The organism is Nostocoides vanveenii (assembly GCF_039531165.1).
Taxonomy (GTDB): Bacteria; Actinomycetota; Actinomycetes; order Actinomycetales; family Dermatophilaceae; genus Nostocoides_A; species Nostocoides_A vanveenii.
Genome location: NZ_BAAAPN010000014.1, coordinates 36,191 through 58,392, shown reverse-complemented (window position 1 = coordinate 58,392; position 22,202 = coordinate 36,191). Strand labels below are relative to the sequence as shown.

The following is a 22,202-nucleotide window of genomic DNA, read 5'->3' as shown; positions in this document are numbered from 1 at the left end:
ACCGCCCTGATCGACGACACCGCGACACACCCGACCGCCATGTGAGGCAAACAACGAAAAGGGCCGAACCGGAAAGAAATCCGCTGCGATTAGCCGGTTAATGTTTCGACAACGGCCCCGCCGAAGCGTTCTTCTCCACTCTGGAGTGGGAGGTCCTGTCCCGGCATGAGTTCACCGACCCCCACCACGCCCAGGCCGTCGTGGCCGATTGGTGCTACGGGTTCTACAACACCAAGCGTCGTCACAGCTCGGCTGCGATGATGTCACCGGTCGCCTTCGCGACAACCACCCCCGCGCTCCGTCCGGAGGCGGCATAACGGAACCCTCCACGATCTTGGGGGAAGTCCATGTCGCACGCTGCAGGTGGTGTCCACACCCGGAGGACACCAGCCGCGGTGGGGACTGTGGGAGATCGGAGCGGGCTGGTGCCCTCGACACTGCGTGCGCCGGAGGGCTGTCGAGGGTGGGAGCCGGGCGGCTCCAGGGCGTGCGTCCTAGCGGTGCCGCACCCGTTGCCGGACGCGCTCCTCCAGCTCGCCGAGGGCGCCGGTGGCCCGGAGCACCAGGCGTTGCTCACTGGCGGGTAGGTCGTGCAGAGCCCTCGCAATGAGGTCGATGCGCCGTTGAGCGGCTGCGCGCATCAAGGCGTTGCCCTTCTCGGTGGCCGCGACCAGGACCATGCCGCCGTGGTTAGGGTGCGGGCCGCGCTCGGCCAGTCCGAGTTCGCACAGCGCGTCGACGAGCCGGCACATGGTCGCGCTGGTCACGTCCTCGTCGCGGGCGAGCCGGCCAAGCGTCCGCGGCCCGCCGAAGTGCAGGACCGAGAGGGCGCTCAGCCGCGCCGGCGTCACGCCCGACTCGGCGTCCACCCGGCGCATCGCGCGCAGCAGGTGGATGGCGAAGGAGTTCAGCCGCCTGCCGGCCTCGGTCAGCTCTTCCGTGTCCACACGCATCATGTTAGGTTGCCTAACACATCTTAGTGATACTGATAGAGGTAGTCGCGATGAAGCTCGTCCAGGTCGCACTCCGGGCCACCGACCTCGACCGCGCGGCCGCGTTCTACGGCGCCGTGCTCGGCACGGAGCCAACTGGCCGTTTCGACCCACCGGGGCTGGTGTTCTTCGACTTGGACGGAACCCGGCTGCTTCTCGACGCGACTGCGCCGTCGTCGATGCTCTATCTCGAGGTTGATGACGTCCGGAGGAGCCTCGAGGCGTTGCGGGACCGGGTGGAGGTCGTCAGCGAGCCGCACCCCATCTTCAGGCACGAGGACGATGTTCTGGGTCCTGCAGGCACGACCGAGTGGCAGGCTTTCGTCACCGACTCCGAGGGCAACACCCTCGGTCTCGTGAGCTTCGCCCGCGAGGAGTCCTGAGCGATTGCAAGCCTGCTGGACAAATGCTGTCGGAACGGAAGGTGCGCCGATGCCCGATCTCGACCCCGTCTTTGAACGTCTTGCAGCGATGCTGCGCGAGCACGCTGAGGGGCTGGTCGCCACGCGCGACGACGCGGACCAGCTGTACCTGGAGACGGCGCAGGATCCCGCGGAGTTCTTCGGCGCGGTGATGCGCAAGAAGGCGCAGGTGGCCTACCACCTGATGCCCGTCTATCGCGATCCGGGGCTGCTCGCCGACCTCGGCCCGGCCCTGCGCAAGCGCATGCAGGGCAAGTCATGCTTCAACTTCACCCGGGTCGACGACGACCTGTTCGCCGAGCTCGCCGTTCTCACCGCCCGTTGCCGAGCCGCCCAGGACGCCCAGCCCGCCGGTCGATGACCGAGCTGCTGCTGGCGACCGGGGGGACCACCGCGCCGCCGCGGCCTGTGCGGGTGCTCGCCACTGACCCGGCAGCAGTACGACAAGGACCCAGCCGCCCAGCAAAAGGTCCCGACCAGCTCAAGATCCTTCGGGGTGAGATCAATAAGGCGACCGCGTTGTTCGTGCAGCTCCCGGCTAACACCGGGTTGGTTGGGTTCTCGGCGCACTTCTGCAGGGCATCGAGCTTGTCCAAAGCTGCCCTGATCATGTCGCTGAATCCGGCGGCGGCGCCCCCCACCTTGCCGCTGTTCCGCCACGCACCTGACGGACTTCTTTAGGGAGGTGCTCTGACCTGCGGTTATACGAACGTCCCCACCGATGCTCCTCGCATGTCGGGCCACGTCCCGGGACGAATCCGGGTACAACCGGTCTCCACCTTTCTGCCATGACCACATGGCGGAAGGACTTGGAAATGAGCGTCGCGACGCAGCTGGGACTGGATGATCCGGACAGGGGCCTGCTGGCAGCAGCCCGCCGCGCATGGCGGGGGTGGGCGGGCCAGCACGAGGCGCTGGGCGTCGTCGCCGAGCTGGTCGATGGCGACGAGCGAGGCGACGCCGAAGTAGGCCCCGTGCGGCAGGCCCGCCATGACCCGGGCAACAAGAAGCGTCTCGTAGGTCGGTGCCAGCGCGGACAACGCATTGCCCACGACGATGGCGAGCGCGAGCCCAAGGAGGAGCCCCTGGCGCGGCCGCGGGGCGCCCCATGCGGCGAGGACGGGCGCACCGACGACGACGCCCACGGCATACGCGCTGATTGCGTGACCGGCCTGGGGGATGCTGGCGTGCAGGCCCTGGGCTATTTGGGGGAGCAGCCCCATCGTCACGAACTCGGTGATGCCGATTCCGATGCCGCCAAGGATCAGGGCGATGGTGGCGAGGAGGGCCGGGGGGTTGGGCGGTCATACGGCACGGCGGATATTGTGCGCGTCTCGCGGGGATGGCGCGGGCGTGGTCCGTGACGGGGTGGCCGGCCGTTCCGGCGACGGCATCAGTCGGCGGAAGCGGCGGTTGAGCGGCGCTTGGCGGCGCGGATCAACTGCTCCATCTGGTCCGGGAAGTCGGCGCTGATCTGCGGGCCGATTTCGGCGCCGCCGTCGCCGGTGATCTTCAGAAGGTGCACGATGCGCGTGCCTGCGCCGTCCCGCTCGAAGGTGTGGGTGAAGTCGAGCACGACACCGCCGAAACGGGTCCGGTCGGTGCACAAGTGTGGGGCGTCGAAGACCGTGATCTCGGACGAGATGGTCTCCTGGACGGCTGGCGTGACCGCGATCCGCGTCCCGACGGCGAGCGGGCCCTCGGGCTCGAAACGATCGCCGCCGGGCAGGACGAGGTCGCCCGAGAGCATGGATACGTAGGTCTCCCAATGGGTTTCGACGGGCACGTCGGTGCTTGCCGTATGCCCTGTGGTCCAGACCGGCGGCCGCTCCCCGCTGGAGAGGCGGTCGAGGACGTCCGCGGTGGTCGTGACCGTTGCGAAGCCGCCGCCGTGCAGGGAGACGGCGCACGCGCGGAGCAGTTCGTCGGCGGTCAAGGACCAGGTCGTGCCAGCGATGGTCGGGCCGGTCAGGTCGAAGGTGCGCGTCGCGTCGATGGGGACGATGACCTCGTAGCCGAGGTTGCCGCCCATCCTGGCCGTGGTCTCGACGCACATATTCGTCTGGATGCCGCAGACGACGATTGTGGTGATGCGCTGGTCGCGCAGCCAGGTATCGAGGTCGGGTGTGCCGCAGAAGGCGGAGTTGACGGTCTTGGTGACGAGCAGGCACGCCTCGTCGGGGTGGACGCCCGGGTCGAGGGCGTTGCCCGGATGGGTCGGGCCCAGCGGACTGCCGAGCTTGGTGCTGTCGTGCCGGACGATGACGACCGGCCGTCCGGAGGCATGGAAGGCGCCGATGAGAGCCAGGCAGTTTTCGCGGCAGCGGGTGCCGGGATTGGTTGCTCCCCAAGAGGATTCGGCGAAGCCGAGCTGAAGGTCGATCACGATGAGTGCGGTGTTCATGCACTCATTCGACCTGTGGCCAAGCTTGACAACCAGTGGCGGGAAAGACAGTGAACGATAAGATCTCGCCACACGCGTGACCGTTATCGTCGACCGGGGCAGCCGGGCCTACGACATCGCCACCGCGCTGGAGGTCTTCGAACACCGATCCGCCATCGGGGTCCCAGAGATGAGCGTGGCGGTCGCGGCCACCACGGAGGTTGTGGACCTCGGCGGCATGCTCATCCGGCGAGACCGTTCGCTCGCTGCGGCCACAGAATCCGACCTCCTGGTCATACCGGGCCGGCGGGAGCCCCTGGCTGCCGTGGACCATCTGATCGTCGCGGCGGTGCGGTGCGGGCGGCGGCCGGCAGCGGCAGTTCGGTAGCGAGCCTATGGACGGGCGCATTCGTCCTCGGCGCCGCCGGGCTGCTCGACGGACTGCCGTGCACAACGCATTGGCGTTGGTGCGATCGTCTCGCCGAGCGACATCCGCGGGCTCGCGTGGTCCCCAATGTCCTCTATGCCGGAGCCGGCGCCGTCTGGACCTCGGCCGGCGTTTCCGCCGATAGCGACCTACTCATCGAACTCGTCCGTCGCCGGCGCGCGTTGGCGGCCGCAGGGATCGCCCGGTCCATGTAACGCCCCGCCGGGGCACGCAAGCACAGGTCGTCCCGACCGTGCGATCGGCGCGTCCGGGCGATCTTGAGCGGCTGCAGGCCGCCGTGCTCGCCACTCCTGCGCGGGACTGTTCCCTCGCCGCGATGGCCAGCGAGGCCGGCCTGTCGGCGCGAACCTTGGCGAGGCGTTTCGCCATCGAGACCGGGCAGTCGCCCATCACCTGGCTCGTCGCGGCCCGGCTCACCTGCGCGCAGGAACTCCTGGAAAGCACCGGTCTTTCGGTCGAAGCGGTCGCCCACGCCGCGGGATTCGCGAGTGCTGACTTGCTGCGCAAGCATTTTCGCGTCCGCTACGGGACCAGCCCGCAAGCGCACCCGCTGGCGATGCGCCAAGCCTGAGCAACCGGCGACCGCAGGTCCGACGGCCCGCCCGTGGCGGAGGTCAGGTGGTCGCGAGCAACTCGCCCAGATTCGCGTCGACCTCATCCAGATAGGACTGCTCGAAGCCGAACAGCCCGAAGTGCCCGGCGATCGAGTGCAGCACCCGCAGTTCGCTGCCCGGTGTCAGCTTCTGCTCGGCGGCACAATCGCGCGGCGGGAAGAACATGTCCTGCTCGATCGGCATGACGAACATGCGCGCGGTGATCCGGCCGAGCGCCGCTGCGAGGTCGCCATCGGCGTTGCGGGCGACGTCGCCGCGTTGCCACTTCCAGCCCATGGTGAGCAGGGCGTTGGGGTCCATCAACCCGAAGAGCAGCCGCACAAAGCCGTTCTGGAAATCGTCGTAGGTCTCGAACTGCATTCCCTCGACCAGCGGCGGTATGCCGCGCCAGAACTCGGTCTTCCAAAAGTCCGTCGTCAGACCCATGGTCGCCCAGATGTCGGCATGCCGGTGCAGGCCGGCGATGACGTCGGTGGGCGCGGCATACTCCCCACCGTTGAAGCCGGGGTCGCTGGTGATCGCGTCGAGCAGGGTGCGGGTGAAGAGGAAGTCGTGCGGCGTGTTCTGCGCGGTACCCGCGATCGGGGCGGCACGAACCACCTTGTCGGGGAAGCGAACTGCCCATTCCCACGTCTGCTGCGCGCCCATCGACCCGCCCACGACGAGGGCAAGGCGCTCGATGCCGAAGTGTTCACGCAGCAGCTGCTCCTGGGCGCGCACGTCGTCGCCGATCCGCACGTGCGGGAACTTCGACATCGCGATGCTCGGGTCGTCGGCGTTGTGTGGGGAGGTCGAGAGCCCGTTGCCGATCTGATTGACGACGACGATGAAATAGCGTTCGGGGTCCAGGGCTCGCCCCGGCCCGATGTAGGCCTGCGCCCACGTCGCGTGCGTGCCCGAGAACCACGTCGGAATAAGGATCGCGTTGTTCTTGTCCTCGGCGAGGGTCCCGAAGGTGGCGACCGCGAGTTGCAGGTCGGGGATCACCCCGCCCTCCTCCAACTCGAAGCGGCCGATCGAGACCAGGTCGTAGGGCCCCTGAGCCTCAGCGGTGTAGAAGGGAATGTCGAGAGCCATACGTCAACCTCCGTCGTCGGATCCACCTGTGCCGCAGCGGCAGCGAGCGCCGTATGCTCTGCCCTCGCCATTGTGCCCTGCCGGAACCTCCGTCGGCCAGCGGTCGCACGTGGATCTGGTCGGGTGGGTGGACGGATTTCCGGCTCGTGCCCTCGGAGGACGTTTCGGAGGGCGCAACCGGCGCGTCGAGAACGGCGTGCCGCGCGAGTGGATCCGGCCCTGTGATGTGGTCGCCTACGACCCTGCACGCCTCTTCGCCTACACGGTCGGCGACCGCTTCGACGCAACGCCAGCCACCCGCTGGTCCTACCTCATCACCCCCACCAATGAGGGTTGCCTGGTCCGGCAGGAGTTCCAACACCTTCCCGACGGACTCAGCGGCCTGCGCTTGCGCGCAGAGGAACTCGACGACGGAGGAATCGGCATACGGCCGGCCGTTTGCCGAGGTGATCATCGCCGTCCGTCGCGAGGAGATCCGCGCTGGCATGACCCTCACCCTCGAGCGGATGCGAATCGTGCTCGCCGGCTGAGGCGCGCTGGCGCGGGCGGCGTCGCCTCCAGATCGGTTACTCCCGCTCGCCCTCCTGTCGCTTGGCGGACGATAAGGAGAGGCATGGCGGTTGTCGGGGCTCGGCACTCTTCATCGGTGCGTCAGCGTTTCGATCACGTCGTCCGGGGACGGCATGCCGGCGATCTCCGCACAGATAGCGGCGACCCGGGCGTGCAGGGGCTCGTTGGAGAGGGCTCGACGCACGGCCGCGGCGACAGACCCGGCCGGCGCGTCGTTGTGCACGACGACCCCGAGGTCGAGGCGCGCGAGCTGGTCGGCATTCATGAATTGGTGTCCACCCTGGGGCGTGACGACCTGGGGCACCCCGACGGCGAGGCAGGCGAGCAGGGTGCCGGTGCCGCCGTGTTGGATCGCGACATGGACGTCGTCGAGCACGCTGGGCTGGTGGACGGAGCGCTCGACACGGACGTTGTCGGGGAGCGTGCCGAGGGCGGAGAGGTCGGCCTTGGGGCCAGCCGCCACGAGGACCTGCCCGCAGACCTCGGCGGACTCCGGGAGCGAGCGGCGCAGCGTGTCGACCGCGCCGAAGGCGACCGTCCCGAGCGTGAGGTAGGCCCGCGGGCCGGGTCGGCCCGCCACGCCGAGGCCACGCGGCCCGAGCCTGGCCCCGTCGGACCACGCGACCGAGCGGATCGGGATGCGCGGGATGCTTACGGGTCCGGCAGTCGCTACAAGCCGGGAGTCGGGTCGATGAGTGGCCCAGTTAGGTCCACCTCCGTGACGGATGCCAGGTGCTCGAGGAAGAACTCGGGCGGCGCCAGGGAGACGGTGAAGGGCACCGACCGGGCGCCGACCTCGGCCGCCGCGGCGCTCGCCCCGACGTTCGAACCCTCATAGATCACGAGGTCGGGTCGACCGTATGCCGTCCGGTGCGCCACCAGCCGATGACGGATGTGCCGCGGCATGACGATCCCGAACATCGCCGTCGGCCACGCCATCGGGTCACTCGGGTCGCGATCTCCCCGAGCGCCTCCTGCTCGGCGTCGTGCAAGGCCATCCCCCGAGGGACATTCTCGATCATGTCGACGGGCAGCCGTCCGCTGAACTCGTCACTCGCAGCGAAGGTCACCTCGTGGCCGGCGCGCGCCGCGGCCAGCGCCAGCGGCACGAGCGGCAGCACATGCCCGTATGCCGGGACGGCGGCCAGCGTGATCCTCATCGGCCCATGATGAACTCGATGTCGCGGGGCGGACACCGCTTTCCGTGCCTCACCGGCGACCGCGGGCCGCGGCCAGGCGCGAGCGCAGGGTCTCCACGCCCTCGCCGGCGAGCCGACCCAACGCGGCATCCGTGCGCCCGGTGACGAGGAGCAGCAGGTCGGCCAGCCGTCCTTGGACGACCAGACCGTCGCGGACACCGACGTCCACCGGGCCGTCGGTGGACAGCAGGCGCACACCACGCATCCGGCGTCGTGCGTGAAACGGCCAACCCATGGCCCAGACCCGTTCGAACCCGGCGACGGCGGCTTCGGTGGGCATGGGTCTGTCGATACCGAGGGGAACGGCGATGTCCTGACCGTGGACGAGGAGGTCCATCAGGAGGTTCTCGGGGTTGGTGATCCGGGGCATGGCCCGAGAGTTGGCCACCTCCCGCAGGGTGTGGCTGATCTCGGCAGGGGGACGGCGCGCGTAGTCGATCGCGATCTCGGCGGCGGCGTCCCACAGACGTCCTCGAGCGCGGACGAGCGAGGCGACGAGTGTGGACATGCTGGGTTCGGGGACCGGGCTCATGGCCACATGGGCGGCGACGTCTCGCACGCGCCAGCGTGCGCACAGCGACGGGCTCTCCCATTGTGGCGGCGTCAGGGACTCGAGCGTGTCGGCCAGGCTCAGCCGCTCGCGCTCGACGTCCTGCCAGCGTGTCTCGTCCATGTCCTACCTCCGAGATGGTAAGAAGTTCTTACTAGTGTGTTCCTCTTGATGGTGACTGGCAAGGGAGTTGTCGTGCCGGACCAGCCGAGCCTGGGGGTCCTGCTTTTCCTGCCCTACCGGCACCTGGAGGACCGGGTGCTCGCCGCCGTCCACGCCGCGGGACATCCGATCACGTTGGCTCAGGCCCGCGTCTTCGCGCGCGTCGATGCCGGTGGCTCGCGTCTGACGAGGCTGGCCCGGTCCGCGCAGGTCACGAAACAGACGGCGGGCTATCTCGTCGACCAGCTCGAGGAGCAGGGCTACCTCGAGCGCACCCCGGACCCGGTCGATGCCCGGGCTCGACTGGTGCGGATCACGGCCAAGGGGCTCGAGGTGATCGCCGTCGCAGTTCCGGTCCAGGCCGCGGTCGAGGCCGAGTGGGCCGAGCGCCTCGGACCTCGAGGGACTACCCAGTTGAGGGAAGCCCTCCTGGCCCTGCGCGAGCTCACCGACCCGTATGCCGCACCCACCTCGTCCAGCAACCCCCGGGCGCGACTCCGCCGGCACCACGCGCGCTCGCGCTGAGCGCGAGTTGGTCCGTCACCGACCGGTGGCGGTCAGGAGCGCCTGCCGCAGGACCCCGCTCAGCGAGGGGCGGGCGTGGCTGCGCCAGGCGATGTGCCCGTCGGGCCGGACGAGGACGGCATCCCCGTCGTGGAGGCGATAGGCCGCTCGCACGTCGTCGCGTTCGGCGGCCAGGGCTTCAACGGGGATGCCGGTCCCTGCCGCCGCCTCGGGGAGAGCCGACAGCCAGCTGGTGTTCGGCGCCGCCAGCAGGACCATCGACGTCCCGAAAGCGTCGATCGTCGAGCGGGTGTGAGCGTCGTCGAGCCAGACGTGCGGAGCCCGCGCACCCGGGGCCGCGGTCTGCTCGTAGGTGGCCGTCACGTCCAGGGGCCGTGCCGAACCGCCCGTGACGACGGGCGAGGCGTAGCGGTAGCCCATGTCGAGGACGCGCAGGTCAATCCGCGGTGGCCCGTCCGTCGACTGTTGCATGGCCAGCCACATCTCCTTGTTCGCCGCGCAGATCTGGCGCGTCACCGGTCCGCGCTCCACGGCATACGAGGCGAGAAGAGCCGGGCTGCCCCACCCGCGCAAGAAGGCGGCGAGCTTCCAGGCGAGGTTGTGGGCGTCGGCCATGGCGACGCTGATCCCGCCGGCTCCTTGCGGGGTGACCCGGTGCGCCGCGTCGCCGGCGAGCAGGACGCGCCCGCGCTGGAGGGTCTCGGCCCACTGCACCCCGACCGAGAAGGTTGTGTCACCGAGCACCTCGACGGGCACGTCGACACCGAGATGCTCACGGATGAGCGCCTCGGGTACCTTGGGGCCGGCGCCGTCGGGGCCGGTGAGGCGCATCGTCGCCCACCGGTGGTCGGGATGCGTGGAGAGCAGGATGCCGGGGACATGTGTCAGCTGGATGAACGCCGGCGGCGGATCGCCGAGCCAAGGGCGGAGGTCGGCCCGGAAGAAGACTCCCCTCAACCTCGCCAGGTGCTCCTCGCCGAGGAAAGGCACGCCGAGCCCTCGACGGATATCGCTGCGCCAGCCGTCCGCGCCGACGACGTACTCGGCACGCACCGTGCTTGTGCGACCGCTGGCCGTCTCGGTGAGGGTGACCACGGCGCCGCTCCCGCCTTCCTCGAGGCTGAGCTCGGTGGCTCCCACCCCCGGGCGGAGTTCCACCGTGGATCGCCGGGTCAGGTGCTGGCGCAGGACGGACTCGAACCTGTCCTGAGCGATGGCGATTCCCTCGCTCGGGCTAACCTCGACGAACCCCTCACCTCCCGTGGGGACGACGGCGACGGGAGGCTCCGTCAAGGGACCGCGCACCTCCAGTGCGGGACGCACTGGTAGCGCGGCGGCGACCATGTCGTCCGCAATGCCGAGCTGGCGCAGGATCTCGGCCGCGCGGGCATGGATTCCCCGTGCTCGCGGCAAGGGGGAGATCCTGGGTCGCTTGTCCACGACCAGGACATCGATGCCGAAGTCACCGAGCAACATCCCCAGGACGACTCCCGTCGGACCGCCGCCGACAATCAGTACCTCGCGGGTCGCAGCCATGTCGCCCCCTAGATACACTTAGGGTGTAATAAGTGCATCCAGAGTGCACCTAACCTGTCCAGGTCCACAAGTGCTTTGCTGAGGATGTTCCCGTGCAGGCCTACCCTTCCGTGCGTGAGTATCGATCGTCAGTCCGTGAAGAGACCCGTCGGCTCACGATCCGACGGTGCGTCGAGGCGGCAGCCGAGCTGTTCCTCAGCAATGGGTATGCCGCGACGACGATCGACGCGGTGGCCGAACGTGCTGGGGTGGCCCGGCGCACCGTTTTCACCGCGGTGGGAGGCAAAGTCGCCCTCCTCAAACTGGCCTACGACTGGTCGCTCGTCGGTGACGACGAGCGCGTCGCGATGGCTGAGCGGCCCGAGATCCGGGCCATCGCTGCTGAGAGGCGGCCCCGGGTGGCTATCCGGCTCTGGGCCTCGCATGTGACCGTGGTGGCGGCCCGGTCGGTGCCGATGATGCTCGTCCTGCGGGCAGCGGCCGACACCGATGCCGACGCGGCAGCTCTTCACGAGAAGGCCGTTACCGACGCCCGATTCGGGGCTGAGATGTTCGTGCGGCATCTCGAACGGATCGGGACCCTGCGCTCTGACCTCGACCTGGCGCATGCCATTGACCTCGTCTGGGGCCTTCTCGACCCCGGCCTCTACGAACGGATGGTCCTCCACGGCGCGTGGACTCCCGACCAGTTCGCAGCCCTGCTGGAGCGGACCTGGGTCCACGGCCTGCTGGCCCGATAGCCTCCTATTCGACCAGCACGGCAGCCACGGCTTTGGGTCGTCTCTACGACCAGGACGGCTGCGGCTGTTCCGATCGCGCCGCCCGTCCCACTGACTACGACCTGCCGCTATTCACCGAGGACCGAGTCGTTGCGCATTCGGCCTCAGGCTGGATCGACTGCACCTCTTCGCGCACTCCTACGGCGGACCGCTGGCCTTGCCAACGGGCGTGGTGTCGCTGACCCTGTCCAACTCGTTTGCCTCTGTGCCGGCCCTTGTCGCGGGGTGCACCGGCGCCTGGAGCAGCCGCCCACCTCGTCAGCGAACGTCCTGCTGGCCGACGACCCTTCGCATCCCGCAGACAGGGGGCGCTGGGGGAGTTCGTCCAACCCTTCATCTACGGCGGCGAGCTCCCCGAGCCAGTCCTGCGGTCGATGGGCAATAGTGGCGTCGAGGTCTACGCGCGGCTGCACGGCTCTTCGTGGTTCACGTCCGACGGCCTGTGCGCGGACGGAGCGAGGAGTGACTGCGTAACCGTGTGCGCGGACGGAGCGAGGAGTGACTGCGTAACCGTGTGCCCGGGCTGCTATGCGCGCGCCGACCGCGAGTGGTCACGCTGTTGCTCGACAGGAGCGTTGAGCCCGAGCCCGCCTCCTCCTCAAGCTGGTCGACGAGGTAGCCCGCGGTCTGTTTCGCGACCTGCGCGGACCGGGCCAGCGTCGTCAGACGCGAGCCAGCGGCGTCGACGCGCGCGAAGACGCGGGCCTGAGCCAACGTGATCGGATGTCCGGCGGCGTGGACAGCGGACAGAACCCGGGCCTCCAGGTGCTGGTAGGGCAGGAAGAGCAGCACCCCAAATGACCAACGTCACGCCACGTCCAGCCACAAGGTTCACGAGCATCAGACGAGGGACCGATCCGGAGTGTGCCATCAGGACCGCCGACGGTCCGGTCGCCTCGTTGTGTCAGCGGCGAACGATTGTGAGACGCAGCCCTACATCCGTTCTTGATTCTGGGACTTGGTCCGCGGACGATTCTGGGACGGCCGTGGTCTCAGGCCGCACCGCACAGGACGGGGCTCGATCCTGAGGCGCAGGGGTCCAGCTTGTCGGCAAGCTCGCAGTTCGCCGGAAATACCGCGGCTGCGGCTGCGACGAATGCCGGGATCACAGGCTTCTCCTCCGCCCGTTGGCGAGCCGTTCGACCGCTGCATCGAGGCGGTCCTCGGCCCATCGCCGCATGCTGCTGAGTCCATCGCCACCATCGACGGGCTGCAAGGGTCGCGTGAGGTTGACGCGTTCGTCGGCGGCTGCGGTCTGCCGTTCGGTTTCGCAATAGGACTGGCTCGGCTCGGGGAGGTGCTCGAGGAGGTGCGGAGCGAGGCTGAAGCGGAGGGGAGGGGGCACGCCTTGCCCGCCGGGCTTGGCGACGAGACTGACAAGGAGGTCGAGTTGGCCAGCGCCCACGCCCGCGCAAAGGACTGCGACGTTAGGACGGCCGCTGATCGGCTCACGGCCCGAAGCCTGTATGTAGGCGGCATCGTCGAGAGCGCCGTTCATGTCGAGCGCGACCTCGGACATGTTGATCTGGCGCGAGCACGCGAGGCACGGTCGGCCCGGCGTAGCAACTTGGTGACGCCGGGTCGCACTGCGGAGCTCGCCGTTGGTGAAGGTATCGATAGCGATGCCACCGTCGATGACGGGGATCAGGTCGGCGTAGGCGGATGTGTTGAGCACCGCTCGAGGCCACGGCTTGTCGACGCAGGAAAAAATGATGTCGTAGTCGAGTGCCACTTTGAGGCCTTCGGCACTGGTGACGGTGTTGCGGTGCCTATGGACCTTGAACCGCGCGGCGGTCGAGGCGCGGCGCGCGAGCCGGGCCGCGATCTCAACCTTGAGCCGGCGCAATTTGGCGTCACGCCTCGTCGCGCCGATCATCCGGTCGCGGTTGACCTCGCCGATGCGGTCGAAGTCCATCACCCCGATTTCGAGGAATCCGGTCGCCGCGAGACGCTGGACCACGTCGAGACCGACGCTGCCCGCTCCAACGACGAGGACGCGGAGGCGGGTGATGTCACGGTGGGCTTGGTCGCCCCACGCCGCGACAGTGCGGAGTTGCGCCTTGCCTGAAGCTGCCGGAGGCACGAGGTCCTCGTTCCACGAAACCTTCAGGTTCGCGCCCACGCGCCGAACTGACTCCGCCCATTCTGGGGCCCCCGAGTTCCAAAGTCGCGCCGACCAGGTCCGGTCCCCAGCCAGGGTGAGGCCGAGCAGCGGCAGCCCCGTGATGTGCTCCACCATGGCGGAGAAGGAATGCTCGGCGTCCGCGTCCAGTTCGCTCATGAGTTGCCAACCCCTGCCCGCAGGGTGGCTGTGCATGATCGCCACGCCGAGACCTTGAGCTGCCGCTGCGGCCGCGACCCGCAGCACGTACGAACCCATGATCGTGGCGTTCCCGTGGACGTGGCGGTCACCTTCGGTCGGCAGGTGCACCTGGCGCAGGATGCGGGTTGTGCGGCTGGCGCCTGTTGACGTCGCGTATGTGGCCAGGCAGATGTCTTCCTGACCGTCGGTCCGGAGAAGGTGTCCAGCGAGAGCGTCCTCGACCTGTTCGGTCATCGCGACCGCGTGACGGTACATGTCAGGTGGCCTGCCCCAAGACGCCTCGAACGTGCGCGACCCACGTGAGGATGGGCCTCCGGTCCGGAGCCCAGACCCCGGTGTCGCGGGAGTGTCGCCGCCAACCGGGCGGGCAGTCCGTTGTGTCGGTGTTGGTGGCAGTGAACTGAACTTCCTCGGGCAGGTGGATCCAGTGCGGCGGGACGACAGGCCAGGCCTGGATTTCGCTCACACTGATCCCTGTTTCGACCCTGGAGCCTGCGAAGCGGCCTTCAACAGGCGTGACGAAGTAGCGAATGACCGCTCCTTGAAGGGCCGGCTCGTGTCCCCCCTCGACGAGGTCAGCCATGAAGCGGCTGACCCCGTCGGAGGGCTCCGTAGGGCTCGTCATCAAGCCACCTGGGCGCTCTGGCGGACCGTCACGAACGCGTCGCCGTCGCTCAGGTCGAGGACCTTCTCGTCGCGGTACACCTTCGGCTGGCCATTCGACTTGACCTTCGCGAGGTCGTACAGCACCGGGTCGACGCCCGCGAGGCGCAGCAGGGCAGCGGCCTCCTGATCGTCGTCACGGGTGACGTACGTCTGGCCGTCAATCGTGATCGACAGGGGCCTGCCGGTCTCGTGCTTCTTGTCGCTAGTCACTTGTTGCCTCCAGGGGGACTTGATTCGCCGAGCCAGTCTCGACGAACAGCTGTTGCGCTTTTCGCAATACGGCAAGGATACGCACGTTGTTGCGGAAATCGCAACTGCTTCGCCATGGGCTGCCAATGCGATCGAACGGACCTCTCGCATCCGACGCCGCCCTTGAGCACAGGACCTTGCGGAAATCGCAAGAACGTGGGATCATGCACGGTGTGCCCCGAGAGACCGTCGAAGTTCGCGTCCGTGGCCTGATCGAGCAGTCTGGACAGACGCAAGAGGCGTTTGGCGCTTCTATCGGCCTAGACTCCACCAAATTGTCCAAGGCTCTGAATGGCAAGCGCCGCTTCAGTTCGCTCGAGTTGGCTCGGATCGCTGAAGCCTGCGATGTCACAGTCGATTGGCTGCTTAGCGGCGATGGGGGCGCCGTTGCGGCGCGCGTGTCGGTTGAGGGCTCGCCTGTGCAGCAGGCGATCCGAGAAGCAGCGCGCCTCGGGGAGTGTCGAGACAACGTCATCTTCCTCCGCGGCCTCTCGGACCGGCCCGAGACTCCCGCCTTCGAGAAGATGCTCGCGTATGAGCAAGGCGAGGAGCTTGCCGAGTTCGCCCTAAGGCATCTCGGCGACCCCGATGTTCTGGACTCAGAGAATTTCGCTGCAGCTATCGAGCGCGTGTTTGGATTCGACGTCGCAGTGGTGGAGCTCGACGGCGGATGCGATGGGTTGGCCTTCAGCAGTCGCAAGGGCGCTCGAACGCTGCTCGTTGCAACATCCGGTAATCCGACCCGCCAACGGTTCACCATGGCTCATGAACTTGCACACCTGCTGTGCTCGGACGACCAGGGCCTACATGTCGACGAGAACGTCATGGCGAGCACCAAGGGTGATCTGTCCGAGATGCGAGCGAACGCGTTCGCGGCAAACCTGTTGATGCCGGCGGGGAGGCTCAAAGAGTTGTTCCAGGAACCGGGCATATCTGAGAAGACCTTCTCCGACGCAGTCATGAAGCTGAAGGTCTCACCGAGTTCGTTGGCATGGCGACTCCTGAACCTCCAGCTCGCCTCACCCGAACAGCGCACCAAGCTCGGGGGAATGCGCACGATCGACTGTGCGGCCGCTGCCTCGAAGATGGACAACTATGCCGCGTGGGTGGAGGCCGGACGACAGCCACGTATCCCGACACGGTTGGTTCGCGACCTCTTCGATGCCTACTTGGACGGCAAGACCACGTTGCGGCCGCTGGCGAACCTCTTGGGCGTCCCCGTCGATACGCTGCGGATCGCTATCGAGCCTTCCGGCGTTCCGATCGCGGCCTCCGAGGCGGATGAATTCGCGCCGTGAGCGCACATCTCTTCCCGGACAATACGGTCCTTTGCAACTTCGCCTCGGTACACCAGCTCGACTTGCTGGCCAAACTCCTGGACGGCAACGGCAGGTGGGTCGAGGCCGTAGCTCACGAGTGCGACCGATCCAGGCAGTTCTACCCCGATCTCGCTACCGTGCACTCGGACGGGTGGCTCGGCGAGCCGATTGAGATCTGCGATGAGGCCGACACACGCCAGGTCGAAGGCATTCGGAAGGCGGTGTTCGGCGGGACCGACGCGCAGCCGACACAACACCTCGGAGAGGCCCAGAGCATCCATATCCTCACACGCTGGCCGGACTACAAGGACTCTGTCTGGCTGAGCGACGACCGGGAATCCCTCCGGGTCGCTCGTAACCAAGGTGTCGCGGTGCGCGAGACCCAGCATCTGGTGGCTGAAGCCATCCAATGGGGCTTCATCGCAACAGCTGAGGCTGGCTTCACGATGCTCCAGCAAATGGTGGCAGAGGGACAGCATCCTGCGGTTCCCCATCGCGCGACCGACCTACTGAACCTCGAGTAGAGGATCTGTCCTTGGCCCGGGGGCGACTCGGCCGCGACCACATTGAGTCACTTCGCCGCGCACACGTCGACGTGATCTTGACCCTCGGAGTCGGAGGTCGTCGGTTCACATCGACAGGGACACCAGTTGCCGCGTTCGTCTTTACATTGAGGTGATTGCGCTTCCTTCAGACCACTGGGGCCAAAGCCAGAGACATCTCCACGGTGACGGAATCGGGATAGCGAGGGCTGATGCGCCAAGTGACCCTCAAGGTGGCGCGCGGCACCGAGCAGGTCGCCCTTGCGGTCCCACTTGTCGGCAAAGGCGTATCGGGTCCAGTTGCGGGACTTGTCCGGCGGGAACCCGAGGGCGGCGCCCGCTTCGACCCAGTCCTTCGCGTCGGAGCACATCCTCACGAGGATCATCGAGACGACAGCTCGCAGGATGCGCTGATCGGGTCGGGTGGATTCACGCAGGTGGTCGGGGAGCGCGCAGGGCCACACCAACTGCGGGATGTCGTCGACGCCCCAGCCGGTCGCGTCGAGCGGAAGACCGTCGTTGGCTACAAGGCGCCGTTGAATGACAATGTGCACACGGCCGTGCCGACCGAGCAGCTCATCGATCACCGGCCGCAACGCGGCAGAGGGTTGGGTGATCCGGCCGAACGTATTGGCATGTGGTGAACGGATTCCAGCGTTCTGCAGCCATTCGTACAGTACGTCGGCGGCCGCTGCGGGATCAGCGGCGGCGACGAGTGGTTCGACGGCTCGGAGCAGACGGTCCATGAGGTCAGGATCGCGCGGAGGGTTGGCCCAACGGTGAGTGCGCCCCCAACCGTTGGCATCAACCGCGCCGAGACCGACGGCGAGGCCGATCGCGGCCTGCCATCCTCGGAGGGCTTGCAGAGAGGTCGTCTCTGCACCAGCGAAATGACCCCGACCTCCCGCCACGAGGTCTGCCATGATCTTGGCTCGCCGCAACCGATCCGGGCTCGCCGACACAGTCGGCTGGGCGGTGAGGTCTGACCCGCACACACGCCTTCCTGGTTCGGGGTGAGGGCAGCGACGACCGTCGGGTGCGGCGGCAACGCGTGGTGGTGCGGAGCCATGAAGGCTGTTCCCGAGCCCTGGCACACCGCCGCACCGCGCGCAGATTCCGTGGAGATGAGTATTGTGCCGCAGGCACGTCGTGATCCACGGGACGCGCCAGCTGAGGCGCCAGGCACCGTCGTTCTGTGTTAAGCACAACGGGCAGAAGGTGGAGCCAGCGAGCCAGACCCAAGCGGAATGCGCGGCCCTTCGCGTCCCTGCGATTGCGCTGTCTTGAGCGAGGCCGCTGAGGTCGAAGGCCAGCTGGTCGTAGGAAGCCAACTGCATCTGCTCGACCTGCACGTGCGCGAGGCCGAGGATCGGCGCAACGCGAGTGACTTCGCCGTAGGAGAGGTCGACGCCAAAGCGCCCGGTCCAACGGCCTCGGCCGTCTCGCAGGCCCAGATGACTGCCCATCCCCGCCAGGGTCGTGCCGTGCTGGGCGGCCCTTCTTGTCAGGTAGGAGGGCCAGGTCTCGTCCGAGAGCGGCGCCAGCGCCAAGGGCAGACGGGTCATGCCGCCCTCTCCGCGAGAAGGCGTTCGAGAGCAGCACGCATGCCCGGACCGAAGTTCCGATCGAAGTACTCGATGCTGCCGTCGCGGACGCTCGGTCGGACATTGCTGGAGGTGTATGTGCAGGCCCACTGATCGACAAGCCAAGTCCGGATCGTTCGCGGATAGGCGCTCGGCTCAGCCGATCTCGCAATGACGTAGGCGTTCTCGTCGCCGCAGACCTTCTCGCGATGGCGGTAGTCCACACTTTCCCGAATCAGTTGAGTCGCGGCCTCGGCGCAAGACCTCCAGAACTGTTCGGCGCGCCCCTCACGTTCCAACTGCACGAGGTGGTTCAGCAGCATCGCTGACGTGGTACCTCTGCGCCGCTCCGGTAGCAGTCGCACGGCCACGCCGAGTGGGTGGCCGGTGGCGCACATGGCCGCGCCGACGGCTGCCATCGCACGAGCTTGGCGGATCTGCGGTCGGTGAAGGAGGTCGGCCAGGCCGTGTGTGAAGTGGTGCATGGGCAGCAAGTGCGGAAAGACGTGGAGCGATCTGTCGTAGGCCAAGGAGTCGGGTGGCCTAAGGTGTCTCGCGGCACTGAGAGATGGCCAGTGAGCAAAGCCTTGGTAGTCCGGGTATCCGGGCGACATGACGCGGGCAACTGCAAGACCGAACGCCTCGAGCACCGCCTCCGGTGTTTCCTGCACCCTTCGATCCAGACTCGACCTCCACGGGCCGATCTCGGACACCAGTTGTGCATGAAGGTGTTGGAAGAATCCTTGGTTCTCAGCGGAAGGGGCGAGGCGAGACAAGACTGCGGCCTGAGTTTCAACCACATCGCGAGAGACGGCATCGCCGGCGTTCGAAGCGTCACTGGCGAGCCGAAGGTGGTGGCGGGTGCACGCGAGGTGTACTTGGAGCCTCCAACTCATCGCTCGGTAGCCCGGCGCCTCCACGACGCACTGGACGCAGTAGCGGTCCAGAGTCGCCTTGACGAGTGGCCCAACACCGCCCAGCGGCAATCGGTCCGCGGCGACGGTGAGAGCGGGATCGAACGCCTCAGGAGTCAGGTGAGTGAAGTCCAGAGCCGACCCGTCGTACCGGCTCAGGTGCATCGCCTGGATCTCACCGGCTTTGAGGTTGACGACCGAGCCGGCTTCCGTGGCCGCCGACTCGGTCATCGCGATACCGGACCAGCGAAGGTGCCTGCGACGCGCTCGTCCGATCCCGTGAACTCGAGCCATCAGATCAAAGGGGTGCACGCCGCAATTCGCTGCGACGCGCAGAAGGTAACTGCGCCACCATTCATCAGGCATCGGCTCAACCCGGAGCGGAAGCCGCGTTGTCACGAATCCTCCGGTGATGGCAAGTCGTTGCGGGTCGCTTCAAGAGCCGCGAGGTCGAGGTCAGTGTCGTGCTGCACGGCATACGAGGCGGCTCGCTTTGCCCACTCGACCGCGAGCCCGGGACGGCCGCGGCTCCCTTCGTGGAGCGTTCGGATGGCGCCTCGAGTGGTGAGCCTGATCGTCGCCGCCGCGGCTGGAAGAAGGAGTCGGTCGCTAAGGCTGCGCCCCAGTCGCTCCCACTCTCCAACGGAGGTCGGGTTCGGGGGTCCCCAATTTCCGATGTCTATCCATCGTGCTCCGCGGAGGCGGACCTGATCGCCTGCGGACCCTCGCAGCACACCTGACTCGTCGAACCCTGTTCCGATGAGAACGATCGTCGCGGGCAGGCCGGTGATGATGCCCTTGAGGATATCTGCGAGGAGACGAGAGTCTTCGCTCTGGCGTTGGCCAACTCCATGCCCGTCGTCTATGACAATGCCGCGTAACCCGACCCTCGGGGCAATCTTCCGCAGGGCCTCCAAGTAGTCGGCTGCCGTGGCACGTGGGGGCAGGGATGGCAGTCCGACGAAGGTCCAGATCGCCTTGAGCAGGGATAGACCGCCGGCGCGTTTGGGAACCTCGACGTAGATCCAGGGGATGCTGCGATCGAACTGCGGGTCGTCGGGCGCACGCCCGAGCGCGTTCCAGGTGGTTCGGGTCTCGCTGAATGCGTGGGTGAGGGCCGCGTGGGTCTTGCCGCTCATCGGCAGACCATTGAGGATGACGCAGGTGGCGCTCCCGTATGCCGAATGGTCGTTCTCGAAATGCGCCCGGCGGATTGCGTCAGCCGCCGCCTTCGTGTCCTTCGTCGCCAGTGTGCCGATTCGTTGGTTGTAGGCATCGACGCGTTCGCGCAGTTCGTCTGTCACCGGCCCACCCATCTCGGGCTTCGGGTTCTGCCTCATGACCAAGTGAGGCCAGTCGTCGATGTTCTGCGGCATGAGGCGACGGGCGCCCGCCGGGGCGCTCATGAGAGCCCCCACGCGGGTTCGTCGTCCTCGAGCTCATCGATCAGATCGTCGTACTCGATCTCCTCGTCGTAGTCGATTTCCTCGTCGTCATCGCGGGAGTCCGGATAGACCTGCAAGTCAGCCTCCGGCTCTGCTTCTGGCTCAGGGAACGCCAAGACCCTGACCTCCTCGCTGGCTTGCTCGAGGTCGTGGGCGTAGGTGCGTTGCCGCGCAGCTTCGATGGCCGCGTATCGGGCCTCCTGTCTGTTCGCGAAGACTCCCTCGAACCAGCGGGCCAGGGTTTCGGCCTCTCGCTCGTGGAGCTCGGACTCGGTCAGCGTTCGCCTCGTGTCCCGGTCGACGTCGGCAAGGATCAGCTGCCGCGCCAGACCGCTCATCGGTGCCACGCTTCCCCGGCGGTCCATGGCTCGTGGCACGACCATCCACCGTCGCTCGACGGGATGAACAAGGAAGACGCGGGTGATGTCGAAGCGGTCGAAAAAGATCGTGAGCTTGCGAGCAGAGGTCCCGATCCCCGCCATCACGACCGAACGCAGCTCCTGTAACTCGCTGGAGTTGTACGTCACCTTGTTGAGTCGGATCCCCGCTGGGCTCAGGATCCGCGTCTGGCGCTCGAGGCCCTTGAGGAACGCCCATGGATCGGCTGGGACGTCGAGCTGCCCGTAGGCGGTCACGTAGTCCGACCACACCATGGCCGGGCTGAGTGGCTGATCCGAGCCGTGCGCCTCCGTCAACGCTCGGTGCTCTTCGTGGGAGTAGATGTCGATGATGTACTCCCACAGCATGTCCTGCAGGTCCTGGGGCCTGATCGGAACGGCGAGCTCCAGTTCTGCCGGTCTGTTCAGTACGTTCTGGCCCTTGTGGATCGGCAGCGCGCTCTCGACGCCGGCGAGCACCCGGTGCACGGCCTCGACGATGCCCTTCGTGTGTCCCTTGCGAGGAGGACAAAAGACGACGTCGGTCCCGCACCCGGCGGCATACCGCATCACGTGGTCGCTGGCGTTCTCGGAGCCGTGGTCGAAGACGATGGTGCTCGAGTGCACGGCGGGTTTGCGGCCAAGCACCTTCTGGACGGTCGTCTTTTCGCCCAACGGGTCATCGTTGATAGCGAGGACCCTGGGTATGCCGTGCCACAGCTCGAGCTCGAAGGGGTAGCCGGCCCGGGTGACGGTCGGGCGTCCCATCTGCGAGATCAACGCGCAAACGTCGCGTGACGTGGCCGCGCCAACACACACTCTGAGAGCCACGAAGCTGCGCGTGTGGACGTCGATGGCGCTGAGAATGACGGCAGGGATGAGGACTCCCAGCGGACCGAGGAGGGCAACCGTGGTCGGCGTCGCGTCCACCTGCACGATCTCGCCCGGCCGGCTCACGCGCTGTGCGCCGTAGGCCACGGTTGGTCGGCTCGCTTCGGTTCGACGGGTCTTCGCTGGGTGATGGAGAGAGAGCCCACGCGAGAGTTCGCCGACGAGGACCTCGAGCTGATGACGCGTGAGGTCCTGCCCTACGCCGGCCGCCTTCAGCTTCGCGCGGATACTCGCCAACAGTTTGCGATGACTCTTCTGGCTGCGCTGCTGCTCAGCGGCCACTTCTGTTCGAACGATCTCCAGGACCGCCGGGTCGTAGTCGTTGAGCCGTTGCGACACCGTGCGGCGGTTCCCGTGGATCAGGAATTCGGGCCCCTCGTCGACGCGCTGCAGGTCTCGATAAATCGCCGCTCTGCTCCAGCCGGACTCACCCTGGGCCCGAAGTTCTCGTCCTTTGCTCGCCATCCGCTGGGCTTGGGTGGTGATGTCCGGGTCATATTCTGGGTTGAGAATCCCAGCCCGACGGTCGCCATCGGGGTTCCCTCGCGGTGAGCCGTACTTGATCTGCAGCAGATCTCTATACCGCTTGATCACGGCCGCTCGCACCTCATCAGGCAACTCGGCGAGGAGCGGGGA

The 22,202-nt window shown here is 67.2% G+C and carries 25 protein-coding genes and 3 pseudogenes; 12 read left to right on the top strand and 16 right to left on the bottom strand.

What is annotated here, in order from left to right:
* Positions 1 to 119: 119 nt before the first annotated feature.
* Positions 120 to 317, top strand: a pseudogene (locus ABD209_RS19720) (integrase core domain-containing protein); the annotation flags it as partial.
* A 177-nt stretch (positions 318 to 494) separates the two neighbouring features.
* On the opposite strand, the gene ABD209_RS02580 reads toward ABD209_RS19720, so the two are convergent.
* The gene (locus tag ABD209_RS02580) at positions 495 to 947 is read right to left on the bottom strand and encodes a MarR family winged helix-turn-helix transcriptional regulator (RefSeq protein WP_344061693.1); all 453 of its coding nucleotides are present in this window, start codon (positions 945 to 947) and stop codon (positions 495 to 497) included.
* A 56-nt stretch (positions 948 to 1,003) separates the two neighbouring features.
* On the opposite strand from ABD209_RS02580, the gene ABD209_RS02575 reads away from it, so the two are divergent.
* The 3 genes from ABD209_RS02575 to ABD209_RS02565 are packed head-to-tail and all read left to right on the top strand — an operon-like array spanning position 1,004 to position 2,095.
* Complete coding sequence (locus ABD209_RS02575) at positions 1,004 to 1,375, top strand: VOC family protein (RefSeq protein WP_344061690.1); 372 nt, start codon at positions 1,004 to 1,006, stop codon at positions 1,373 to 1,375.
* Between the two features lie 49 nt (positions 1,376 to 1,424).
* On the top strand, positions 1,425 to 1,775 hold the full coding sequence (locus ABD209_RS02570; protein WP_344061687.1) for a hypothetical protein: 351 nt from the start codon (positions 1,425 to 1,427) through the stop codon (positions 1,773 to 1,775).
* Positions 1,772 to 2,095 (top strand): hypothetical protein, encoded by a 324-nt coding sequence (locus ABD209_RS02565; RefSeq protein WP_344061684.1) that lies wholly within the window; start codon positions 1,772 to 1,774, stop codon positions 2,093 to 2,095. Before ABD209_RS02570 ends, ABD209_RS02565 begins: the two co-directional genes overlap by 4 nt.
* A 260-nt stretch (positions 2,096 to 2,355) precedes the next feature.
* On the opposite strand, the pseudogene ABD209_RS02560 reads toward ABD209_RS02565, so the two are convergent.
* Together ABD209_RS02560 and ABD209_RS02555 are read right to left on the bottom strand one after the other, a co-directional pair.
* Positions 2,356 to 2,688 (bottom strand): annotated as a pseudogene (locus tag ABD209_RS02560) (MFS transporter); the annotation flags it as partial.
* Positions 2,689 to 2,807: 119 nt separating this feature from the next.
* Positions 2,808 to 3,818 carry a cysteine hydrolase family protein gene (locus ABD209_RS02555; protein WP_344061681.1) on the bottom strand — a complete coding sequence of 337 codons (1,011 nt, stop codon included), beginning with the start codon at positions 3,816 to 3,818 and terminating at the stop codon, positions 2,808 to 2,810.
* Positions 3,819 to 3,894: 76 nt separating this feature from the next.
* On the opposite strand from ABD209_RS02555, the gene ABD209_RS02550 reads away from it, so the two are divergent.
* From ABD209_RS02550 to ABD209_RS02540, 3 genes are all read left to right on the top strand, one after another.
* A complete protein-coding gene (locus ABD209_RS02550) occupies positions 3,895 to 4,185 on the top strand; it encodes a helix-turn-helix domain-containing protein (protein ID WP_344061678.1) in 291 nt (96 codons plus the stop codon).
* Between the two features lie 116 nt (positions 4,186 to 4,301).
* The gene (locus ABD209_RS02545; protein ID WP_344061675.1) at positions 4,302 to 4,439 is read left to right on the top strand and encodes a hypothetical protein; all 138 of its coding nucleotides are present in this window, start codon (positions 4,302 to 4,304) and stop codon (positions 4,437 to 4,439) included.
* A gap of 38 nt (positions 4,440 to 4,477) precedes the next feature.
* On the top strand, positions 4,478 to 4,816 hold the full coding sequence (locus ABD209_RS02540) for a helix-turn-helix domain-containing protein (RefSeq protein ID WP_344061672.1): 339 nt from the start codon (positions 4,478 to 4,480) through the stop codon (positions 4,814 to 4,816).
* A 43-nt stretch (positions 4,817 to 4,859) separates the two neighbouring features.
* Here ABD209_RS02540 and ABD209_RS02535 read toward each other — a convergent pair whose 3' ends face one another.
* On the bottom strand, positions 4,860 to 5,936 hold the full coding sequence (locus tag ABD209_RS02535) for an alpha/beta fold hydrolase (protein WP_344061670.1): 1,077 nt from the start codon (positions 5,934 to 5,936) through the stop codon (positions 4,860 to 4,862).
* Positions 5,937 to 6,262: 326 nt separating this feature from the next.
* Here ABD209_RS02535 and ABD209_RS02530 point away from each other — a divergent pair, with 326 nt between their 5' ends.
* Positions 6,263 to 6,466: a hypothetical protein gene (locus ABD209_RS02530; protein ID WP_344061667.1), complete on the top strand. Its 204-nt coding sequence runs from the start codon at positions 6,263 to 6,265 to the stop codon at positions 6,464 to 6,466.
* A 110-nt stretch (positions 6,467 to 6,576) separates the two neighbouring features.
* Here ABD209_RS02530 and ABD209_RS02525 read toward each other — a convergent pair whose 3' ends face one another.
* The 4 genes from ABD209_RS02525 to ABD209_RS02510 form a co-directional block, all read right to left on the bottom strand.
* Positions 6,577 to 7,086, bottom strand: a complete 510-nt coding sequence (locus ABD209_RS02525; RefSeq protein WP_344061664.1) for a glycosyltransferase — start codon at positions 7,084 to 7,086, stop codon at positions 6,577 to 6,579.
* A gap of 89 nt (positions 7,087 to 7,175) precedes the next feature.
* Positions 7,176 to 7,349: a hypothetical protein gene (locus tag ABD209_RS02520; protein WP_344061661.1), complete on the bottom strand. Its 174-nt coding sequence runs from the start codon at positions 7,347 to 7,349 to the stop codon at positions 7,176 to 7,178.
* Positions 7,346 to 7,666 carry a hypothetical protein gene (locus tag ABD209_RS02515; RefSeq protein WP_344061658.1) on the bottom strand — a complete coding sequence of 107 codons (321 nt, stop codon included), beginning with the start codon at positions 7,664 to 7,666 and terminating at the stop codon, positions 7,346 to 7,348. The genes ABD209_RS02520 and ABD209_RS02515 overlap by 4 nt, the downstream gene beginning before the upstream one ends.
* Positions 7,667 to 7,715: 49 nt before the next feature.
* Positions 7,716 to 8,378, bottom strand: coding sequence for a maleylpyruvate isomerase family mycothiol-dependent enzyme (locus ABD209_RS02510; RefSeq protein WP_344061655.1), 663 nt, complete (start codon positions 8,376 to 8,378; stop codon positions 7,716 to 7,718).
* A 72-nt stretch (positions 8,379 to 8,450) separates the two neighbouring features.
* Here ABD209_RS02510 and ABD209_RS02505 point away from each other — a divergent pair, with 72 nt between their 5' ends.
* Entirely contained in the window at positions 8,451 to 8,942 is a 492-nt protein-coding gene (locus ABD209_RS02505) for a MarR family winged helix-turn-helix transcriptional regulator (protein ID WP_344061652.1), read from the top strand.
* 15 nt (positions 8,943 to 8,957) lie between these two features.
* Here the strand turns inward: ABD209_RS02505 and ABD209_RS02500 are convergent, their stop codons facing one another.
* Positions 8,958 to 10,478 (bottom strand): FAD-dependent monooxygenase, encoded by a 1,521-nt coding sequence (locus ABD209_RS02500; protein ID WP_344061649.1) that lies wholly within the window; start codon positions 10,476 to 10,478, stop codon positions 8,958 to 8,960.
* A gap of 92 nt (positions 10,479 to 10,570) precedes the next feature.
* Here ABD209_RS02500 and ABD209_RS02495 point away from each other — a divergent pair, with 92 nt between their 5' ends.
* Positions 10,571 to 11,218: a TetR/AcrR family transcriptional regulator gene (locus ABD209_RS02495; protein WP_344061646.1), complete on the top strand. Its 648-nt coding sequence runs from the start codon at positions 10,571 to 10,573 to the stop codon at positions 11,216 to 11,218.
* 1,144 nt (positions 11,219 to 12,362) lie between these two features.
* Here the strand turns inward: ABD209_RS02495 and ABD209_RS02490 are convergent.
* The gene (locus ABD209_RS02490; RefSeq protein WP_344061643.1) at positions 12,363 to 13,379 is read right to left on the bottom strand and encodes a ThiF family adenylyltransferase; all 1,017 of its coding nucleotides are present in this window, start codon (positions 13,377 to 13,379) and stop codon (positions 12,363 to 12,365) included.
* A gap of 825 nt (positions 13,380 to 14,204) precedes the next feature.
* On the bottom strand, positions 14,205 to 14,456 hold the full coding sequence (locus ABD209_RS02485) for a hypothetical protein (RefSeq protein WP_344061640.1): 252 nt from the start codon (positions 14,454 to 14,456) through the stop codon (positions 14,205 to 14,207).
* Positions 14,457 to 14,668: 212 nt separating this feature from the next.
* On the opposite strand from ABD209_RS02485, the gene ABD209_RS02480 reads away from it, so the two are divergent.
* Together ABD209_RS02480 and ABD209_RS02475 are read left to right on the top strand one after the other, a co-directional pair.
* Positions 14,669 to 15,793, top strand: a complete 1,125-nt coding sequence (locus ABD209_RS02480; RefSeq protein ID WP_344061637.1) for a helix-turn-helix domain-containing protein — start codon at positions 14,669 to 14,671, stop codon at positions 15,791 to 15,793.
* Positions 15,790 to 16,338, top strand: coding sequence for a PIN domain-containing protein (locus ABD209_RS02475; RefSeq protein WP_344061634.1), 549 nt, complete (start codon positions 15,790 to 15,792; stop codon positions 16,336 to 16,338). The genes ABD209_RS02480 and ABD209_RS02475 overlap by 4 nt, the downstream gene beginning before the upstream one ends.
* Positions 16,339 to 16,385: 47 nt before the next feature.
* Here ABD209_RS02475 and ABD209_RS02470 read toward each other — a convergent pair whose 3' ends face one another.
* The 5 genes and pseudogenes from ABD209_RS02470 to ABD209_RS02455 all read right to left on the bottom strand — a co-directional run bounded on the left by ABD209_RS02470 (position 16,386) and on the right by ABD209_RS02455 (position 22,172).
* Positions 16,386 to 17,297, bottom strand: coding sequence for a hypothetical protein (locus tag ABD209_RS02470; RefSeq protein WP_344061631.1), 912 nt, complete (start codon positions 17,295 to 17,297; stop codon positions 16,386 to 16,388).
* 192 nt (positions 17,298 to 17,489) lie between these two features.
* Positions 17,490 to 17,921: pseudogene (locus tag ABD209_RS19715) on the bottom strand (TniQ family protein); the annotation flags it as partial.
* Positions 17,918 to 19,252: a TniQ family protein gene (locus tag ABD209_RS02465; protein ID WP_344061628.1), complete on the bottom strand. Its 1,335-nt coding sequence runs from the start codon at positions 19,250 to 19,252 to the stop codon at positions 17,918 to 17,920. The gene ABD209_RS02465 and the pseudogene ABD209_RS19715, both read right to left, overlap by 4 nt.
* Positions 19,249 to 20,259 carry a TniB family NTP-binding protein gene (locus tag ABD209_RS02460; RefSeq protein WP_344061624.1) on the bottom strand — a complete coding sequence of 337 codons (1,011 nt, stop codon included), beginning with the start codon at positions 20,257 to 20,259 and terminating at the stop codon, positions 19,249 to 19,251. The genes ABD209_RS02465 and ABD209_RS02460 overlap by 4 nt, the downstream gene beginning before the upstream one ends.
* Positions 20,256 to 22,172 (bottom strand): hypothetical protein, encoded by a 1,917-nt coding sequence (locus ABD209_RS02455; RefSeq protein ID WP_344061621.1) that lies wholly within the window; start codon positions 22,170 to 22,172, stop codon positions 20,256 to 20,258. Before ABD209_RS02455 ends, ABD209_RS02460 begins: the two co-directional genes overlap by 4 nt.
* Positions 22,173 to 22,202 lie beyond the last annotated feature (30 nt).

Bases quoted from the DNA above. Each gene is read 5' to 3' on its own strand.
- ABD209_RS02575 (WP_344061690.1), top strand. From the start codon at position 1,004: ATGAAGCTCGTCCAGGTCGCACTCCGGGCCACCGACCTCGACCGCGCG.
- ABD209_RS02570 (WP_344061687.1), top strand. From the start codon at position 1,425: ATGCCCGATCTCGACCCCGTCTTTGAACGTCTTGCAGCGATGCTGCGC.
- ABD209_RS02565 (WP_344061684.1), top strand. From the start codon at position 1,772: ATGACCGAGCTGCTGCTGGCGACCGGGGGGACCACCGCGCCGCCGCGG.
- ABD209_RS02555 (WP_344061681.1), bottom strand. From the start codon at position 3,818: ATGAACACCGCACTCATCGTGATCGACCTTCAGCTCGGCTTCGCCGAA.
- ABD209_RS02535 (WP_344061670.1), bottom strand. From the start codon at position 5,936: ATGGCTCTCGACATTCCCTTCTACACCGCTGAGGCTCAGGGGCCCTAC.
- ABD209_RS02530 (WP_344061667.1), top strand. From the start codon at position 6,263: ATGAGGGTTGCCTGGTCCGGCAGGAGTTCCAACACCTTCCCGACGGAC.
- ABD209_RS02515 (WP_344061658.1), bottom strand. From the start codon at position 7,666: ATGAGGATCACGCTGGCCGCCGTCCCGGCATACGGGCATGTGCTGCCG.
- ABD209_RS02510 (WP_344061655.1), bottom strand. From the start codon at position 8,378: ATGGACGAGACACGCTGGCAGGACGTCGAGCGCGAGCGGCTGAGCCTG.
- ABD209_RS02500 (WP_344061649.1), bottom strand. From the start codon at position 10,478: ATGGCTGCGACCCGCGAGGTACTGATTGTCGGCGGCGGTCCGACGGGA.
- ABD209_RS02460 (WP_344061624.1), bottom strand. From the start codon at position 20,259: ATGAGCGCCCCGGCGGGCGCCCGTCGCCTCATGCCGCAGAACATCGAC.